This is a genomic window from Pedobacter sp. KBW06 (genome assembly GCF_003852525.1).
Classification (GTDB): Bacteria; Bacteroidota; Bacteroidia; order Sphingobacteriales; family Sphingobacteriaceae; genus Pedobacter.
The window spans coordinates 983,297-1,001,147 of sequence record NZ_QAJL01000003.1; the positions used below are offsets into that span (position 1 = coordinate 983,297).

At 40.9% G+C, this 17,851-nt stretch carries 17 protein-coding genes; 12 read left to right on the forward strand and 5 right to left on the reverse strand.

Annotation, left to right across the window (positions count from 1 at the left end; all coding sequences use genetic code 11):
* Positions 1-52 precede the first annotated feature (52 nt).
* The 5 genes from iscU (at position 53) to DBR43_RS18905 (ending at position 5,169) form a co-directional block, all read left to right on the forward strand.
* Positions 53-466: a Fe-S cluster assembly scaffold IscU gene (gene iscU / locus DBR43_RS18885; protein WP_037445199.1), complete on the forward strand. Its 414-nt coding sequence runs from the start codon at positions 53-55 to the stop codon at positions 464-466.
* Positions 467-534: 68 nt separating this feature from the next.
* The gene (locus tag DBR43_RS18890) at positions 535-861 is read left to right on the forward strand and encodes a HesB/IscA family protein (protein WP_074605779.1); all 327 of its coding nucleotides are present in this window, start codon (positions 535-537) and stop codon (positions 859-861) included.
* A 102-nt stretch (positions 862-963) separates the two neighbouring features.
* On the forward strand, positions 964-2,871 hold the full coding sequence (locus DBR43_RS18895) for an AMP-dependent synthetase/ligase (protein ID WP_124583612.1): 1,908 nt from the start codon (positions 964-966) through the stop codon (positions 2,869-2,871).
* A 277-nt stretch (positions 2,872-3,148) separates the two neighbouring features.
* Entirely contained in the window at positions 3,149-4,870 is a 1,722-nt protein-coding gene (gene lysS / locus DBR43_RS18900) for a lysine--tRNA ligase (RefSeq protein WP_124583614.1), read from the forward strand.
* Positions 4,871-4,956: 86 nt separating this feature from the next.
* Positions 4,957-5,169: a hypothetical protein gene (locus DBR43_RS18905; protein ID WP_074606884.1), complete on the forward strand. Its 213-nt coding sequence runs from the start codon at positions 4,957-4,959 to the stop codon at positions 5,167-5,169.
* A 46-nt stretch (positions 5,170-5,215) separates the two neighbouring features.
* Here the strand turns inward: DBR43_RS18905 and DBR43_RS18910 are convergent, their stop codons facing one another.
* Positions 5,216-5,755 carry a DUF2892 domain-containing protein gene (locus DBR43_RS18910; RefSeq protein ID WP_124583616.1) on the reverse strand — a complete coding sequence of 180 codons (540 nt, stop codon included), beginning with the start codon at positions 5,753-5,755 and terminating at the stop codon, positions 5,216-5,218.
* Between the two features lie 232 nt (positions 5,756-5,987).
* On the opposite strand from DBR43_RS18910, the gene DBR43_RS18915 reads away from it, so the two are divergent.
* Together DBR43_RS18915 and ung are read left to right on the forward strand one after the other, a co-directional pair.
* Positions 5,988-6,500 (forward strand): thioredoxin family protein, encoded by a 513-nt coding sequence (locus DBR43_RS18915; protein ID WP_124583618.1) that lies wholly within the window; start codon positions 5,988-5,990, stop codon positions 6,498-6,500.
* 4 nt (positions 6,501-6,504) lie between these two features.
* Positions 6,505-7,182 (forward strand): uracil-DNA glycosylase, encoded by a 678-nt coding sequence (gene ung / locus DBR43_RS18920; protein WP_124583620.1) that lies wholly within the window; start codon positions 6,505-6,507, stop codon positions 7,180-7,182.
* 77 nt (positions 7,183-7,259) lie between these two features.
* On the opposite strand, the gene DBR43_RS18925 is transcribed toward ung, so the two are convergent.
* Positions 7,260-7,730, reverse strand: a complete 471-nt coding sequence (locus DBR43_RS18925) for an Lrp/AsnC family transcriptional regulator (RefSeq protein WP_124583622.1) — start codon at positions 7,728-7,730, stop codon at positions 7,260-7,262.
* 139 nt (positions 7,731-7,869) lie between these two features.
* Here DBR43_RS18925 and DBR43_RS18930 point away from each other — a divergent pair, with 139 nt between their 5' ends.
* The 3 genes from DBR43_RS18930 to smpB all read left to right on the forward strand — a co-directional run bounded on the left by DBR43_RS18930 (position 7,870) and on the right by smpB (position 10,966).
* Positions 7,870-8,523, forward strand: a complete 654-nt coding sequence (locus tag DBR43_RS18930; RefSeq protein WP_124583624.1) for a metal-dependent transcriptional regulator — start codon at positions 7,870-7,872, stop codon at positions 8,521-8,523.
* Position 8,524: 1 nt separating this feature from the next.
* Positions 8,525-10,384, forward strand: coding sequence for an Nramp family divalent metal transporter (locus DBR43_RS18935; RefSeq protein WP_124583626.1), 1,860 nt, complete (start codon positions 8,525-8,527; stop codon positions 10,382-10,384).
* A 132-nt stretch (positions 10,385-10,516) separates the two neighbouring features.
* The gene (gene smpB, locus DBR43_RS18940) at positions 10,517-10,966 is read left to right on the forward strand and encodes an SsrA-binding protein SmpB (RefSeq protein WP_073233891.1); all 450 of its coding nucleotides are present in this window, start codon (positions 10,517-10,519) and stop codon (positions 10,964-10,966) included.
* Position 10,967: 1 nt separating this feature from the next.
* Here the strand turns inward: smpB and DBR43_RS18945 are convergent, their stop codons facing one another.
* From DBR43_RS18945 to DBR43_RS18955, 3 genes are all read right to left on the reverse strand, one after another.
* Positions 10,968-11,624, reverse strand: coding sequence for a protein-L-isoaspartate(D-aspartate) O-methyltransferase (locus DBR43_RS18945; protein ID WP_124583628.1), 657 nt, complete (start codon positions 11,622-11,624; stop codon positions 10,968-10,970).
* Positions 11,625-11,710: 86 nt separating this feature from the next.
* Positions 11,711-14,188 (reverse strand): primosomal protein N', encoded by a 2,478-nt coding sequence (priA, locus tag DBR43_RS18950; protein ID WP_124583631.1) that lies wholly within the window; start codon positions 14,186-14,188, stop codon positions 11,711-11,713.
* 2 nt (positions 14,189-14,190) lie between these two features.
* On the reverse strand, positions 14,191-14,580 hold the full coding sequence (locus tag DBR43_RS18955) for a DUF423 domain-containing protein (RefSeq protein WP_317125998.1): 390 nt from the start codon (positions 14,578-14,580) through the stop codon (positions 14,191-14,193).
* Positions 14,581-14,752: 172 nt separating this feature from the next.
* On the opposite strand from DBR43_RS18955, the gene DBR43_RS18960 reads away from it, so the two are divergent.
* Together DBR43_RS18960 and DBR43_RS18965 are read left to right on the forward strand one after the other, a co-directional pair.
* Entirely contained in the window at positions 14,753-16,315 is a 1,563-nt protein-coding gene (locus DBR43_RS18960) for a hypothetical protein (RefSeq protein WP_124583633.1), read from the forward strand.
* 56 nt (positions 16,316-16,371) lie between these two features.
* Positions 16,372-17,772: a DUF5723 family protein gene (locus DBR43_RS18965; protein WP_124583635.1), complete on the forward strand. Its 1,401-nt coding sequence runs from the start codon at positions 16,372-16,374 to the stop codon at positions 17,770-17,772.
* Positions 17,773-17,851 lie beyond the last annotated feature (79 nt).

Sequence of the window (17,851 nt, forward strand, 5' to 3'; positions counted from 1 at the left end):
AAACAACATTAAAATCAATCCCTCTAACCGGGGATTTAGAGGAAAAAACAAAATGGCATACTCAGAGAAAGTAATGGAACACTATACCAACCCAAGAAACGTTGGTACTTTAAATAAAGATAGCAAATCTGTTGGAACAGGATTAGTTGGTGCACCTGAGTGCGGTGACGTAATGCGCCTGCAGATTGAAGTAGATGAAAACAATGTAATTACAGATGCAAAATTCAAAACCTTTGGTTGCGGATCTGCAATTGCTTCTTCTTCTTTAGCTACAGAATGGTTAAAAGGAAAAACGGTTGATGAAGCATTGACTATTGACAACATGGATATCGTGGAAGAACTGGCTTTACCTCCGGTAAAAATCCATTGTTCTGTATTGGCAGAAGATGCGATCAAGTCAGCAATCAACGATTACCGTGTTAAAAACGGTATGGAGCCGATTGCAATGCCTAAATCTCATCACTAATTTCTATTCTGATTTTAGTTTTGGTATACCATTTGAACGATCATTCCTGAAATTAAATTTATAAAAAGATGATTACGATAACCGATAAAGCGAAAAGCAAAATTGATCACCTGATGCAGGATTCGCATCTGGATGAAAAATATTTTTTGCGTGTCTCAGTTAAAGGTGGAGGCTGCTCTGGTTTATCATACAATTTAGATTTTGATAACGAAGAGAAAGCCGGAGACCAGTTTTTTGAAGACAGAGGGATCAGGATTGCATTAGACATGAAATCCTTCCTATATCTTGCAGGTACTGAACTTGACTTTACAGATGGTTTAAACGGAAAGGGATTTAACTTCAATAATCCCAATGCAAGCCGCTCTTGCGGTTGCGGCGAAAGCTTCTCTGTTTAAAAGATAAACCTTATTTATTTTAAAGGGCACAATAGTGCCCTTTTTTCATTTCCAAAGAAAAAAGTTTATCATTGTCCCTCCAATCAAACAAAATAAATCAACATGGTATTATTCAATGAGTTTTCTACTGTCCCAAGCCTCTTGAGAAACGTGGTAGAAAATATCCATAAACCAGAGGAAACCTTTCTCATTCATAAGAAGAATACAGAATGGGAAGAAATCTCTTTTGGGAAAACACTTGAACACGCGGATGCAGTAGCTACCTTTTTCCTGGACAAAGGAATTGTAAAAGGCGACAGAATGGGTTTGATGATCGAAAACTCACCTGAGTATGTCTACTACGATCAGGGCATTCAACAGATTGGTGCCATCAACGTCTCCATCTATCCTACGCTGTCCGAACATGAGGTAGAGTACATCATCAACGATTCAGGAATCAGGGCCATATTGGTCGGCAATCCCTTCCTCTATAAAAAAATAGTTAAAATAGCCGCAAACTGCAGGCAACTACAATACATCATCCCGGTTTTTGCCGAATATCAAAAGATTGCTTTACCGGAAGACCTGAGAACGGAGATCGTCCCTTTTTCTGAACTGCTGGAAACCCCGGTGAGCGATGAACAGAGAACAGAAATCACGCGTTTGCGTACAGCTTTACGCCCTTCGGATATTTCTTCCTTAATTTATACTTCCGGCACAACAGGAACGCCAAAAGGCGTCATGTTGTCGCATTACAATTTTGTTGAAAATGTAAGGGCCTGTCTGGAGCAGATCACGGTAATTAACGAGACTGAAACCTTCCTTTCCTTCCTGCCATTGTCACACGTATTTGAACGTACGGCAACCTATCACGTATGCTGTGCACAAGGCTGCAAGATCGCCTATGCACAAAGCCTGGAATTGCTGGCTAAGAATATGGGAGAGATCAAACCAACAGTCATGAGTTGCGTTCCCCGTTTACTGGAAAGAATTCATGATAAAGCCATTAAAAGCGGTACTGCAGAAGGTGGCTTAAAAGCGAAAATCTTCCTTTGGGCATTGGAAACCGGACAAGAATACCGCCGGCAGAAAGAAGCGGGCAAAAATCCGGGAATCCTATTATCCGGTAAAAAAGCCATCGCCGAGAAACTGGTGTTCAGTAAGATCAAAGAAAAGACCGGCGGAAGGTTAAAATTCATGCTTTCCGGTGGTGCCGCACTTCCGAAGAATGTGGGTGAGTTTTTCGGTAACCTGGGCATCAAAGTACTGGAAGGATTCGGATTAACGGAAACTTCTCCGGTAATGGCAGTTACAGAATACCACAGACAGGTATATGGTACCGTAGGACGTGTAATTCCAGGGATAGAAATTGGCATTCAAAACATAGAAACGAAAGAAATACTGAGCATCCAGACACATGAAACTTTTAAAGAAGATTTTGAATGTGAAGAGGGTGAAATCATCGTTCGCGGACATTGTGTAATGCAGGGCTATTTCAATAAACCTGCAGAGACTGCAGAAGCAATAGATAAGGATGACTGGTTCCATACCGGAGACATCGGCCGTTTCTATAGCGGAAACCTGCAAATTACCGACCGGTTAAAAAACATGATCGTGAATGCTTATGGTAAAAATGTATACCCTACCCCGGTAGAAAACATCTACCTCAAAAGCCTTAAAATTGATCAGTTGTTCCTGATTGGTGATAAAAGAGAATACCTGACTGCCTTTATCATTCCCAATAAGGAAAACCTGCAGGAAGAATTCAAACTTCCCGAATCGTTTTTTCAACAGCCAGATCTTTTTATTGAAGATAAAGAGATTGTGGAATGGATTGGAAAAGACATCAAAAAGTTATCAAATGAGCTCGCTAAATTTGAACGCATTAAAAATTTCAAGATCAAAAGGAACCCTTTCAGCATTGAAGATGGAGAAATGACACCAACGCTGAAAGCAAAAAGAAAGGTAATTGAGAAAAAGTATGCAGCGAACATTGATGAAATGTATACGGAGTCTGTGGAAGCGGATTAATAAAATCATTCCGATATCACAAATTTATACCCTCAGCTATCGCAGGTATATTTTAGTATTTAGATAAACGAAAAGGCACCATCATCATTAAATTGAGTATGGTGCTTTTTTTCAATTCAAATTTGAATTAGAAAAATTGAGCGCATTACACGTATAATAATTATTATACATATATGAATAAAACACTTCAAATCGCTATTTTTGCCTAAACACAGAATTTTGTGTTGAATATCACACAATAAACATTTTCCGGCCTCAGGCCGGACAGATCACATATATGAGTACAGGACTATCAGAACAAGAGTTATTGCGCAGAAATTCGCTAAATCAACTCCGTGAATTAGGGATCGATCCCTACCCTGCCGAAGCATTTGAAATCAATGCTAATGCCGCAGATATTTTAGCTAACTACGAAAGAGATAAAACAGCTTATAAGAATATCAGCATTGCAGGTCGTATCATGACCCGTAGAATTATGGGAAGTGCTTCCTTCGTAGAATTACAAGACTCCACAGGCAGAATCCAGGTTTATCTGAAAAGAGACGATCTGTGCCCAGATGAGGATAAGACCTTGTACAATACTGTATTTAAGAAGTTGTTAGATCTTGGCGATTTTATCGGCGTTAAAGGTTATGTTTTCACCACTCAGACTGGAGAAATTTCCCTTCACGTTACTGAATTCAAATTACTCTCTAAATCCTTAAAACCTTTACCAGTGGTAAAACGTGATGAGGAAGGAAATATTTACGATGGATTTACTGATCCTGAAATGCGCTACAGACAGCGTTATGTGGATCTTACCGTAAACCCTGGATTCAAACAGATCTTCATCAACCGTTCCAAAGTGATCAATACCATGAGGAACTATTTTGATGAACAAGGATGGATGGAAGTGGAAACACCAATCCTTCAGCCGATCCATGGTGGTGCTGCTGCGCGTCCTTTCGCAACTCATCACAATACCCTGGATATGCCCTTATACCTTCGTATTGCCAACGAATTATACCTTAAGAGGTTAATCGTTGCGGGTTTCGACGGGGTATATGAGTTCGGTAAAATGTTCAGAAATGAAGGTATGGACCGGACGCACAATCCGGAATTCACTTCGATGGAGATCTACGTAGCTTATAAAGATTATATCTGGATGATGGCTATGGTAGAAGAATGTCTGGAGAAAATCGCTTTGGCCATTCATGGAAAGACAACCATCGAGGTTGGTAAACATACCATCAACTTCGAAGGTCCTTATGAAAAACTGACCATGTATGAGTCGATCCAGAAATACACTGGTATTGATGTTTCTGCCATGACAGAAGACGAAATCAAAGACGTTTGTAAAAGCCTGAACATTGAAGTTGATGCTTCTATGGGCAGAGGTAAACTGATTGATGAGTTGTTCAGTGAGAAAGTGGAAGCCAACCTGATCCAGCCTACCTATATTACGGATTATCCGTTGGAAATGACCCCTCTTGCTAAAAAACACAGAAGCAAAGAAGGTCTGGTAGAAAGATTCGAGTTGTTTGTAAACGGAAAAGAAATCGGCAATGCTTACTCTGAGCTGAACGATCCGATTGATCAGAAAGAACGTCTGGAAGATCAGTTGAAACTGGCTGCAAGAGGTGACGACGAAGCGATGGCAATGGATGATGACTTTATCCGTGCCCTGGAATACGGAATGCCTCCTACCTCAGGTTTGGGAATCGGAATTGACAGACTTGTGATGCTGATGACCAACCAGTCTACCATTCAGGAAGTATTGTTCTTCCCTCAGATGAGACCGGAGAAAAAAGCAAAAATTACTACTGATGAAGATTTCGTCAATGCCGGAATCCCTGCAGAATGGGTTCAGGTGATCAGAAAGATGAATATCAATACGATTGAAGAGCTGAAAGCTGCCAGTCCGAATAAAGTTTTCAATGATTTAGGAGGAATGCGCAAGAAAATGAAGTTAGAATTAACCATGCCTTCAAAAGAAGACGTAACTGCCTGGTTTTCTTAACAAACTGATAACAAAAATTTAAAGGCTTGCTACAAATAATGTAGCAAGCCTTTTTTATTTTTAGACATATTTAAATGATAGAAAAAATGAACAGTTCAAGTTTAGAAATAACAGAAAAAGAATACTGCATCAAATTGAGCAAAGAAGCCTTTGACCTGACCTTAATCCGTCAGCTGATCACCAGGATTCAGTCGGAACAATTGTTCTTCAGCAAAAAGAAGGATTATATGGAAGATGACATCATCAGCAGAACTACGCGCGACAGCATTGAGAATTTCGACAGATTGAGTGAAAAATAAAAAGCCACATTTGCATGTGGCTTTTTATCTGAATTTTTTTGTGATGTTATCTGTATCTTACTTGTTGTTGTCTGTCCATCATTCCCATCTGATCTTTCATTTGTTTGATCTGATCAGCAAGTAATTTATTCTTATCGGCTTTCTTCGCTTCTGTCAGATACATCTGCGCTTCTCTTTTGTTTCTCTTTCCCATCGCAATTCCTGCAAGGCTTAGTTTAGCCAATGCAATGTTGTGGTCCATTGTCATTCCTAAAGAAAGTGCTTTCTTAAAGTATTTCTCTGAAGCCATAGGTGCTTTTCTGGACTCAATCAAACCAATCAACAGGTTATAGTAACCATGTTGGGTTCTGATCAGTTGTTTTTCATAATTGGTAATTCTGTTCAGAAAAACTTCTGATTTAGGCATGTTGTCTTTTCTAAGGTACCACTGCGCAAGCAGCATATTCTCGTTGAAGAAATAAGTCACCAGGATTAAAATACTTATGAAAAATGCTAAAATTCCCCATCCCCATAAACCGAAGACCATCAGGGCAATCGCCCCTCCTAACACTGCAAAACCTAAAATAAGGCGAATTATATTTGGCATATTCCTTTTAAATTATTTTTTGCAAATATCGTGTTTATATAACAAAAAGTAGATTTAAAGTTATAATTTCAACAAAAAAAGGAAGGAGCGCTGACCTCTTTAAACATGGAAAGCGATTACAGATCATTATAAGCCCTTATCCCATGAAACCATCATGATCTTACAGATCACATAACGAAGCAAATAATAAGATCATAATCGCTTCATAACCATTAAAAAATAATAGATCACCATGAAAAAACTGATCAGTGCCGTACTATTACTATTTGCTATGAATGCCAATTCACAAGAAATCAATAAGAAAATCCAGGATGATGCAGGGAATGTACTTGGATTGATCAACACCTGTACCAGGGAAGGCTTAAATACCATTCCGGAAATGAAGAGCAGGTATGATGTGGAATATCCAAACTATCAACCTGACAAGGCCACCTTAAAAGCCTTAAAACCACTATTAAAAGGGAAGAAAATTACCATTGTGATGGGCACCTGGTGTGGGGACAGCCATTTGCAGGTTCCTCATTTTTATAAAATTCTGGATGCACTGGAAATCTCCGAAAAAGAAACGGAGCTCATTTGTGTAGACCGCAGTAAAAAGGCGGAAAATGGCCTTATAGACCAGTTAAACATTTTACACGTGCCAACTTTTATCTTCACAGAAAATGGGGAAGAAATAGGCCGGATCATAGAATCGCCAAGGGAGACCCTGGAAAAAGATATGTTGAGTATCTTAGCAAAAAAATAACGTTATGCCTGTTGATTTAGATAAAAGCTGGGTAGAAGCCCTGGACGGTGAGTTTGATAAAGCATATATGAAAGCTTTAAAAGCATTCTTACTGGAAGAAAAAGAAAATGGATATACCATCTATCCTAAAGGTGCAGACATTTTCAATGCACTTAACCATACACCATTTGACAAGGTAAAGGTTGTGATCTTAGGACAAGATCCATACCATGGTGTCGGACAGGCACATGGTTTATCCTTCTCAGTACAAAAAGGAATGACCATCCCTCCTTCCTTAAAAAACATTTACAAAGAACTACTGGAAGATATTCCGGGTTTTCAAATCCCTTCACATGGCAATCTGACCCAATGGGCAGACCAGGGGGTCTTGTTACTCAATGCCACCTTGACGGTAAGGGCCCAAACTGCGGGATCTCATCAGGGAAAAGGCTGGGAAACTTTTACGGATAAGATCATCAGTGAATTGTCTGCCCAGAGAACAGGTATCATCTTCATTCTTTGGGGAAGGTACGCACAAAACAAGGCTGCGCTTATTGACACCAGTAAGCATACCATTCTTACGGCAGCTCACCCCTCTCCTTTCTCGGCTTACAATGGTTTCTTTGGAAGTAATCACTTCTCAAAAACAAATGCGAAGCTGATCGAGGAAGGTAAAGCCCCGATTAACTGGCAAATCAGCTAAATAAAAACGGGGGTTGTTAAAAACAACCCCCGTTTTTACTCCGGACAAGGACATTCCCTGTCTCCCGAAAAATAAGCTTAATACTCCAAAGGAACGATCGGTTCTTTTTTGGTGGTAGACATGATCATCATCGTCTGAAAAGTCTTTACTACAGAAATCTTACTGATTTTATCCATGATCAAACGCTCATAAGCTTTGATGTCATTTACATATACCTTTAACAGAAAATCTGCCTGTCCGGTTACGTGGTGGCATTCTGTAATCTCTTTAATCTCATTTACCTCATCCAAAAAAATCTGAATGGTATTGTTCTTATGAAAGTCCAGTTGAACCTGGATGAAAGTTTTGATTCCTAAGCCCAGTTTCTCTTCATCAACCAAAGCATGGTAACTCTTTATAAAACCAGACATCTCCAGTTTACGCACCCGCTCTAAAGTTGGTGCCGGAGAGAGTCCAATCTCCTGAGACAAAAGTAAGTTGGTAATCCGACCGTTCTCCTGTAGTAATTTAAGTATTTTAAAGTCTGTTTTATCTAATTCTGCTGCCATCTGTATTTTAAAATATGGTCAAAGGTAGGCTATCAATGCGTAATTCACCAAATTTTATTCTATTAATCGTATAAAAATTTATAGTTTATTTCTCTTTATTTTTTTAGATTTGTCTAAATATATAGTTAGATACACAAAAATGCAATCATTCACTGAAGAGAACTATCTGAAAATCATCTACCATTTATCGGTAAACAATGACCAGGCTGTACAAACCAATGCCATCGCAGAAAAAATGCAGACCAAAGCTGCTTCAGTAACAGACATGATTAAAAAACTCGCTGATAAAAAGCTGGTACTTTATAAAAAGTATCAGGGCGTGCATTTAACAGAGACAGGAAAACAGGCAGCCATTAATATTGTGCGCAAGCACCGCCTCTGGGAGGTCTTTCTAGTAGAAAAGCTAAATTTTAAATGGGATGAGGTACATGACATTGCGGAAGAACTGGAACACATCAACTCGGCAGAGCTGGTAGAACGTTTAGATGAATTTCTATCCTTTCCAAAAAACGATCCTCATGGGGATCCGATTCCCGATAAACACGGGAAATTTGATGCCGTTCCATTTACCAGACTCAGTAAGCTTAAAACCGGAGAAAAGGGCCTCATCATGGGGGTCAGTGAGCATTCTTCTGCATTTTTAAAACACCTTGAAAAACTGGGGCTCACCCTGGGGAAAACATTAACATTAACCACCATCACAGATTTTGACGGTTCTGTAGAAATCATCGTCGAAGACAAAAAGATCAGCGTTACCAGAGAAGTAGCCAAACACATACTCATCAGGATTTAATATGAAGCATTCCGAATCACTAAGCGAAGTAAATCAAAGTGTAGACACCAGCAAGCGGACCGGATGGCGCCGTATCTTATCTTTTATCGGCCCGGCATACCTGGTAAGTGTGGGTTATATGGATCCGGGAAACTGGGCAACCGACATTGCAGGAGGAAGTAAATTTGGTTATCAGCTGATCTGGATCTTACTCATGTCGAACCTCATCGCTTTGTTATTGCAGTCGCTGAGCGCAAGACTCGGTATTGTCCGCGGACTCGATCTGGCACAGGCTTCCAGAAACGCCTATCCCAAATGGATTAACATTCCCCTCTTTGGACTGGCCCAGACCGCTATCATTGCCTGCGACCTTGCAGAGATCATCGGGATGGCCATTGGTCTACAGCTCTTATTCGGTCTTCCACTGATCTGGGGGATTAGTGTCACCATTTTTGACACCGTTTTACTGCTCTTTCTGCTCAACAAAGGAATGCGCAAAATGGAAGCATTTATTGTTTCCATGGTGTTTATTGTCGGCCTTTCCTTTTTGGTGGAGATGTTCATCGTAGAACCTTCTTTAAAAGAAATCGTGAAAGGTTTTGAGCCTTCCATGTTATCAGGAGACGCTTTATACATTGCCATCGGGATTATCGGTGCCACAGTGATGCCGCATAACTTATACCTGCACTCTTCACTCGTACAAACCAGAAAGTTTGAGCGGGACCAGAAAGGCATTAAAGAAGCCATTAAATTTAACTTTATTGACACTGCCGTAGCCTTGAACCTCGCATTTTTTGTCAATGCAGCGATCTTAATTCTTGCCGCAGCGGCATTTTATAAAAATGGATTACACGAAGTTGCAGAAATTCAGGATGCCCATAAACTACTTCAGAATATATTCGGGAATGTAGCCCCTGCCCTCTTTGCGATTGCGTTAATTGCCGCCGGACAAAGCTCTACAGTAACCGGAACACTGGCAGGGCAGATCGTGATGGAAGGCCATTTGAAATTGAGAATTCAACCCTGGTTGCGCCGTTTAATTACCCGTTTGCTGGCCATCATTCCGGCTTTCTTTACCATTCTTTATTTTGGTGATGGTGCTTTAGGTGGATTGTTAATCCTAAGTCAGGTGGTGCTCAGCTTACAGCTGGGTTTTGCCGTAATCCCACTGATTCACTTTACTTCGGACAAGAAAACCATGAAAGGCTTTGCCATAAAACCATGGGTAAAGGTCCTTGCCTGGATCAGTTCCCTGCTGATTGTGGCCCTGAACGTAAAACTTGTGATAGAAGAAATTGCTACCTGGTCCAGTTCGGGAGGTTGGTATTTATACGTGATTGTCATCCCCGGAGCGATTCTCATCGGTTTACTCCTGCTTTATGTATTCATTTATCCATTGCTGGGCGCTGGAAAAGAAGAGCACAACAATGTCCCTCATGGAAATGCCCTGGATATAGAAAGCGTAGAAAAAATCAGTTATACCAGAATCGGAATCACTGTTGACTTTTCCAAAAATGACAGAAACACCATCCGTCATGCCCTCCTTCAGGGGGGTAAACAGGCCAGCTATTACCTCATTCACGTTGTAGAGACCGCAGCAGCCAGGTATCACGGGAAATCAGTCCTTGATTATGAGACCCAAAGTGATGCAGAGAACCTGGAGAAATACCGTACAAACCTGAAAGAGCTGGGCTATAATGCTACCGCACATATTGGTTATGGCGGGACAGTAACGGCAATTGTAGAAATCAGCAAACAGAATAACCTGGAACTACTCGTAATGGGTGCCCATGGACACCAGGGCTTAAAGGACCTGATTTTAGGAACAACGGTGAATTCTGTAAGACATAAAGTAACTATTCCGGTATTAATTGTCCGATAAAATTCAGAAATCCCTATTTCTTTCGGATATTAGCGCTATTCTTATCAAACCTAAACCTAGTTTAGGTTTGATATTTGCTTTGAACCATCATCAACGGATGAATTACCTCGAAGCCAAAACAATAAATTACAGATGAAGAACGATATCCAGATTAAAAATAAAAGAGCCTACTTTGATTACCATATTGTTGAGGAGTTTAATGCCGGACTGGCCCTGTTGGGTACCGAAATTAAAGCCATCAGACAAGGTAAAGCAAATATGTCCGATGCCTTTTGCATGTTCATAGGGGAGGTTCTTTATGTTAGAAATTTACACATTTCCGAATATAGCCACAGCTCTTTTCACCATCACGACATTAAGCGCGACCGTATTTTGCTGCTCCATAAGAAAGAGCTGAAGAAACTGAAAGCGAAAAGTGAGGAAAAGGGATATACCATTGTTCCTTTAAGGATCTATACCAATGAAAGAGGTTTTGCAAAAATCCAGATTGCATTGGCACAGGGTAAAAAGGAATTCGACAAAAGGGACAGCATTAAAGACAGGGAATCCAAAAGAGAAATGGATCGGGCAATGAAGTTTTAACTTACCAGGCCTGGTCCCCTACTAAAGGAACGAAGCGGAAGGTATCGAGCTCGATGCGTTCGTAATCCGTTTCACTTACCCTGATGACCGTCACCATTTTCTGGCTATGCTCATCTCCCACAGGGATCACGAGAATACCTCCTATTTTCAATTGTTTGAGCAGGATCTCCGGAACAAAAGGTGCACCGGCAGTAACGATGATCTTATGGTAAGGGGCATATTCTGCAATGCCCTTAGAACCGTCTCCAAAGAAAAAGTTGGCATTATAGCCCATCCCCGGTAAAACACGGATGGTATGTCTGTAAATGCTTTCCTGACGTTCTATGGTGTATACATTGGCACCCAGTTCCATTAAAATGCAGGTTTGGTATCCTGATCCTGTACCGATCTCCAATACTTTATCTCCCTTTTTGATGTGGAGCAATTCACTTTGGTAAGCAACAGTATAAGGCTGAGAAATCGTTTGACCGTCTCCGATAGGGAAAGCAATGTCTTTATAAGCCTGATTCCAGAAAGTTTCATCAAAGAAAAAATGACGGGGTACTTTCCCGATTGCATTCAACACATTTTGATCTGTGATACCTCTGCCTTCGAGATGAGCAACCAATTTCTTTCTCGCTCCCCGCTCCCTGTAATTATCTACAAACTTATACGCCATTACGTCAAAAATAGGCTTTTGAAATCTAATCCTGAACTATAATCGGTGGCAAAATTCTAATCATCACAGTATCAATCGCTATAAAACTAGTATGGATCGACATCTACCTGAACAATAGCACTTCTATAGTCCTTTTGCGACTGAAATTGCAAAATAACCTCCTTCAATACCGATTTTACTTTCGTAATCGCCGTATTTTTATCGCTTTTGATGATGATCTGTTTGATGTAATAATTCCTGATCCGGCCCACCATAGGCTGCTCCGGTCCAAGGACCCGGTTCCCCAGTTGTACCCTTAAGGCAGTTGCAAACTGCTGGGCGGCAACATTCAGCAGGTTCATGTCTTTATGCTTAATGTTGACAAAAATCATGCGGGTAAAAGGTGGATAATGAAACTCCCTTCTCTCCCTGATTTCATCAGTATACATCTCCTGGTACTTGTTCTCAATAACCTGCGCAATGATCCGGTGCTTGTCGTCATAAGCCTGAATGACTACTTTCCCCTGTTTATCCCTTCTACCGGCCCTTCCTGCTACTTGTGCCAGCAACTGGTAGCTCCTTTCGAATGCCCTGAAGTCTGGATAATTCAACAACGTATCTGCATTGATTACTCCGATCAGCGTTACATTGTCGAAATCCAATCCTTTCGCCACCATTTGAGTACCGATCAGAATGTCTGTTTTTTTCTCCTGAAAGTCGGAAATGATCTGTTGTAATCCATTCCTTGTCCGGGTACTGTCTACATCCAAACGGGATATCTTCGCTTCCGGAAAGATCAGGCTCAGCTCTTCTTCTACCCTTTCCGTTCCAAAGCCTTTCTGTTCAATATGTACCGATCCGCAGGCCGGACAAACATTGATGCTGCTCTGGTGATAGCCGCAATAATGACAATGCAGCTTTCCGCTCGTTTTATGATAGGTAAGACTCACATCACAGTTCACGCATTTAGGCGCATAACCGCAGGTTGCGCAGATGAGAATCGTTGCATAGCCCCTCCGGTTTTGAAACAGGATTACCTGTTCCTTAAGTTTTAGCGTAGCCTCAATCTCATCAACCAGAATATTGGAGAAATAGGAAACCATTTTTTTCTTTTTGGTTTCTTCCGCAATGCTGATGACTTCCTGAACAGGCAGTTCCACCCCTCCAAACCTTTCGCTCATCGTTACCAATCCGTATTTCTGGTGCAAGGCATTAAAATAGCTTTCAATCGAAGGTGTTGCAGAGCCTAAAACAACTTTTGCTTTGTGCAGCCAGGCAAGGTATACTGCAGCATCCCTTGCCTGATAACGTGGTGCAGGTTCCTGCTGTTTATAAGAAGATTCATGCTCTTCGTCCACCACTATCAGTTTTAAATCCTGAAAAGGCAAAAACACGGCAGAACGTGCGCCCAGCACCACCCTGTATTTCCCGTTCAGGACCTTATTCCAGATCTCTACCCTTTCATTATTATTGAATTTAGAGTGGTATACCCCAATCGCATCGCCAAAATAACGTTGAATACGTTCCACAATCTGCGTGGTTAAGGCAATCTCCGGCAATAAGAAAAGGACTTGTCCGCCTTTTTCAATTGCCTTTTCAATGAGTTTAATATAGACCTGTGTTTTACCCGAGGCCGTTACCCCATGCAGTAAAACCACATCTTTTTGATCAAATTCGTTTTCAATTTGCGTCAGTGCCTGCTCCTGTGTCTCACTCAATTCAAAGTTCATCACGAAGTCATCGTCCTGTTCTTTCAATCGGCTCACCGGCCTCTTCTCTACCACAAAGATCTCTTTATCCAGCAGCGTTTTAAGCGCAGCCTGGCCACAATCGCTCTCTTCAAGAAGTTGTTGCTTAGGAACCAGACTTTGTTGCTTAGAAAGCTTTAAAAACGTTAGTAAAGCATTCAGCTGTTTTGGTGCACGTTCCAGCACAGAAAACAATTGTTTCAGGTTTTCTTCTTCATGATAAAAAGAATGAAGGCTGATAAAAGACTTCAGCAACGGCTTATATTTTTCTACCACTTCCTCAGCGATATACACCATTTCCTTATCCAGTAAGGTGTTGATGATCGGATACACGGTTTTCTGTCCCAGCAGTGCAGATACCTGATCTATCGTGAGGCGGTTATGGATCTTTAACGCATTGATCAGCACTTCCTGCTTTGCGGTTAAGACTTCGCCATCCTGAGGAAATTCTTCTTTAAGAACGATGATCGTCTCACTCGCCAGCTTTAAGCCGGCCGGTAATGCCGCAGACATCACTTCACCTTCATTACAAAGGTAATAACCTGTCATCCAGTCCCAGAACTCCAGTTGGGTAGTGGTAATGACCGGATGATCATCAACAACATCGATGATATATTTTGCCTGATAAACCTCGGGGGCATTTTTACTAATGCTCTTGATTAATGCAGTATAGATCTTATTTTTTCCGAATTGCACCACCACCCGTTTTCCTACAGCAACCTCCCCGTTGAGGTCGAAGGGAACGCGGTAAATGTAATTTTTAGCCAGGGATAAGGGCAGGATGACTTCTATGAAGAGGGTTTCCCTTTCTTCAAATTCCAATTGATCAGCAGCCATGATTATTTATTTTTTGAAGCGGCAAGAAATAAACTCAGCCAGCCAAGGATAAACAACAATCCTCCTATCGGGGTTACCGGACCGATAAAGCGCACAAAACTGATCTGGGTAATCTCTCTTGTTGCCAGCAGATAAAGGGAACCTGAGAACAGGACAATCCCAAAAGTAAAAAAACCGTAGGCCAGCTTTATCAGCTTCGGCTGGTTCAGACTGAGCTGCGAAAGGAACAATAAAGCGAAAGTATGATAAAACTGGTATTCTACCCCTTTGCTCCAAATGACCAAAGCTTCCGGGCTTACCTGGCTCTTTAAACCATGGGCACCAAAGGCACCAAGTACTACAGCGGTCAATCCAAATAGAGATGCGGTTAAAATAATACGTCTGTTCATCATAAAATCGGCTTTTTTAATCCTTCAAAATTAAGAAACTTGGTTGCATTTTCTTAGTAATCCCAACTTATTAAATTAAATTTGTAGGAACAACAATAAAACCTGTACCAGTATATTGCTTACTAAAGTTGGGATTGAGCTTAGGTAGGCTTCACAACGGCAAAAAATATCTGATTTGAAAAAGATCCTCGTTAGCATCATCGTACTTCTGACAGCCATTGTGACCATGGCTTATTTATATTTCTCCAAACTGAATACCCGTCATGCACAGTCTGATCTCAGTCTGTATGCCGCAGTAAACCAATCGGGCTTTGTATTCTCTTTTGAAAATGACAAAAGCATTCTTGACATTTTCAAAGGACAAGACAACTTTGAGGAAATCATTGGAGAAGATAAAGCGAAGCAAATGCAATCCCTGAAAACCTTTTTACTCTCCTCGCCGGCAATCAATAAACTCATTCATAAACAAACGGTATACCTTAGCTTCCTTCCCGGAACAGGCAAAGAGATCAATTACCTCCTGAGCACTCAAAGCGGAACGGAAGTGAGTAAAAGACAATTGTTCCAGTCCTTAAAATCAGGAAATATTCTGCTCGACAGTACCGGCAATACGACGAAAATTACCTTACCGGACAGCAGCATATTTTATTTAGGGGTTAAAGACCATTTAATCCTGCTTTCCAATACCCCAAAGCCAGTCGCAGAAATACTCACGAAAACATTTGATAAAAAAGACGACAATTTTGTGGCCTATATTAAGTCGGGCAGCAGGTTTTCTAAAAACAGCCTTGCACAGCTTTACCTGAACTTTAACCGCATTCCGACAATATTGAAAGCGGTAGTACCCGGAAAATTAATTGGAGAAGCAGCTGTACTCGACCATCAGGACGCCTTTGCAATATTCAGCTATAATTTCAGTAAGGAAAGGGTTTTGTTTACCGGTACTACGCAATTAAACGACCCGCAAAGCTATTACCAGCTGTTCTCTGAAACACCTCCGCAAAAGATTACGATCAGTACGATCCTTCCGGAACAAACAGCCAATTACAGCATCTATGCGGTAGACAGCTATGCCAACTGGAGAAAAAAACTGGCCCCATGGTTTGCCCACAGGAAGGAAGACAAAAAAAGAGAAAAACTCATCGAAGACATTAACCTGAAATACCATTTAAATCTGGAAGCACTTTTTCCAAAATATTTCAAAAACCAGTTCTTAAATTTTCAGCTGGGCAGTGGTGAAAAACTGGCCGCGATAAACCTGACAAACGGAGACAAGCTCAATCAGCTGCTTCTTGACCTAAGCGATAACTATTCGGACGAAATCAAACAATTTAAAGAAGCCGATCTTCTATACACTTATTTCGGGATGCCTTTTAAATCCTATAAGAAACCCTATTATGTCATCATCGACAACTATCTGGTCTTTTCTAACTATCCCGCTCCGATCCAGACTTTTCTGGATGACTACAGAAGCAACAAATTATTGGTCAACACCCACACTTATACCAACGTAAACAATCAATTGCCGAATAATTCAAACCTCAATTTCTATGTGGACCACCGGAATTCTGCTGAGCTCCTGAATAAAAATATTTACCTTCCTTACCTGAAACACCTTCAATCAGAAAAAGGATTGAAAGAATATGAAGCTTTCGTCTATCAGTTAAGCGGAGACAACGGAACCTTCCAAAGCAATATTCTGTTAAGCAAGCCATTGGTTATTGAAAAAGAATTTTAGAATTTTCACCATAAATCATTAATAATCATCAAGTTTGTTAAGCAATTTTTTAAAACATGTTAAAAAGGGGAATAATTATCTGCATCTCACTCCTATCCGCTAATTGCTTAAAAGCACAGCAGTATGGGTTATTTAATACAAAAACGCTCTTTGACGGGTTTGAAAACCCAGCACAAAAGACCTTTACACTGGATTCTTCCAGAAAATTTGCCTCCAACTTCCTCCTCCCTTATTTTGGGGTAAATGCAGCGAGTAAGGGCAATTCTGATTTCATCAGAAAAGCAATAAATGAGAACAAGACGGACAACAGCCTTTTGCCCATGGGCAAAAAAGGAAACAATACCGTCGCTCAAAATACAAACATCTACTTGTTCAATCTTAAAATTTTCAATTCTTACAAATACCAGAAGGAACTCGGCTTTTCCTGGCAACTCAGGACAGATGCCCACCTGAATTACACAAATGAGACCCTGGATCTGATCAATAACTACAAAAACCTGATCACACAGCCTCAGCAGTCAAATGCTTTTAACAACGATGGTTATGTTCAATCGTACCATCAATTCAGCGTCAGTTACCGGGAAAATTATACTAAAAAATTAGCTTTTGGTGTCAAGTTTAGCATTTTAAGTGGAACAACCTATAACAAACTGGACATCACAGATTCAGAGCTCAGGGACATCGGCGGTGTAAGAAATATCGCATTCAATGGAAGTTACCGGGGAACTTTTCTGAAAGGAAAGGAGATCTCCTACAATACTTTTATGCCCAGCTTCAGAAATCCAGGTGCCTCCATCAGCCTTGGAACTTCCTACAATGCTAAAAGCGGCGTTTTTATAATGGCCAATTTAAAAGACCTGGGCTTTATACGCTGGAACAGCAAATCTTATACAAAGGACATCAATGCGTTAATTCCACTTACAGGCTCAGAAACCAATAAGGAGATGAAAAACCGCATTACCGATGCCATTACGCTCAAACCAGACACCAACAGTTTCTATTCCCTAACCAATGCAAAAGCTGATTTTATGCTCTCCAAAAGCTTTGGTTTCTACACCCCGGGATTGATTGTATCCAAGAACCTTTTTTATAAAGGGGGCGATGCGGCATTCGTCAACAAATTTAAATATGAGAACTTTTCCCTAACAGCTATCCCTACTTATAACTTCAATAACCTATTCTTCATGGGGCTCCAGGGAATGTACCAAACGCCTAACTTTGAAGTATTTCTTGGCTCCGATGATTTGCTCAAAACGGTAAGTCAGGCCAAAGGCTACTTTAACAAAGATGCGACGACAGGAAAAGGCTATAATGGTGCAGCAGTTTACTTCGGACTGGCGATAAAGGTCGGAAACTTCGTGGAACATCCGTTAAACAGCAGCACGATGCCTGGCCTGGGGGATGAGCCTCAAAGTCTTTTCAAACGGTTTTTCAGCATTTTCTCTAAAAAGAGGTAGGGTTTTTATTCCTTAAATAATATCTTATTCTATCGGCACACCAATCTCAATAAGGTGTCGTTACTGAAACACCCTGCAA

Bases quoted from the DNA above. Each gene is read 5' to 3' on its own strand.
- iscU (WP_037445199.1), top strand. From the start codon at position 53: ATGGCATACTCAGAGAAAGTAATGGAACACTATACCAACCCAAGAAAC.
- DBR43_RS18890 (WP_074605779.1), top strand. From the start codon at position 535: ATGATTACGATAACCGATAAAGCGAAAAGCAAAATTGATCACCTGATG.
- DBR43_RS18895 (WP_124583612.1), top strand. From the start codon at position 964: ATGGTATTATTCAATGAGTTTTCTACTGTCCCAAGCCTCTTGAGAAAC.
- lysS (WP_124583614.1), top strand. From the start codon at position 3,149: ATGAGTACAGGACTATCAGAACAAGAGTTATTGCGCAGAAATTCGCTA.
- DBR43_RS18905 (WP_074606884.1), top strand. From the start codon at position 4,957: ATGAACAGTTCAAGTTTAGAAATAACAGAAAAAGAATACTGCATCAAA.
- DBR43_RS18910 (WP_124583616.1), bottom strand. From the start codon at position 5,755: ATGCCAAATATAATTCGCCTTATTTTAGGTTTTGCAGTGTTAGGAGGG.
- DBR43_RS18915 (WP_124583618.1), top strand. From the start codon at position 5,988: ATGAAAAAACTGATCAGTGCCGTACTATTACTATTTGCTATGAATGCC.
- ung (WP_124583620.1), top strand. From the start codon at position 6,505: ATGCCTGTTGATTTAGATAAAAGCTGGGTAGAAGCCCTGGACGGTGAG.
- DBR43_RS18925 (WP_124583622.1), bottom strand. From the start codon at position 7,730: ATGGCAGCAGAATTAGATAAAACAGACTTTAAAATACTTAAATTACTA.
- DBR43_RS18930 (WP_124583624.1), top strand. From the start codon at position 7,870: ATGCAATCATTCACTGAAGAGAACTATCTGAAAATCATCTACCATTTA.
- DBR43_RS18935 (WP_124583626.1), top strand. From the start codon at position 8,525: ATGAAGCATTCCGAATCACTAAGCGAAGTAAATCAAAGTGTAGACACC.
- smpB (WP_073233891.1), top strand. From the start codon at position 10,517: ATGAAGAACGATATCCAGATTAAAAATAAAAGAGCCTACTTTGATTAC.
- DBR43_RS18945 (WP_124583628.1), bottom strand. From the start codon at position 11,624: ATGGCGTATAAGTTTGTAGATAATTACAGGGAGCGGGGAGCGAGAAAG.
- priA (WP_124583631.1), bottom strand. From the start codon at position 14,188: ATGGCTGCTGATCAATTGGAATTTGAAGAAAGGGAAACCCTCTTCATA.
- DBR43_RS18955 (WP_317125998.1), bottom strand. From the start codon at position 14,580: ATGATGAACAGACGTATTATTTTAACCGCATCTCTATTTGGATTGACC.
- DBR43_RS18965 (WP_124583635.1), top strand. From the start codon at position 16,372: ATGTTAAAAAGGGGAATAATTATCTGCATCTCACTCCTATCCGCTAAT.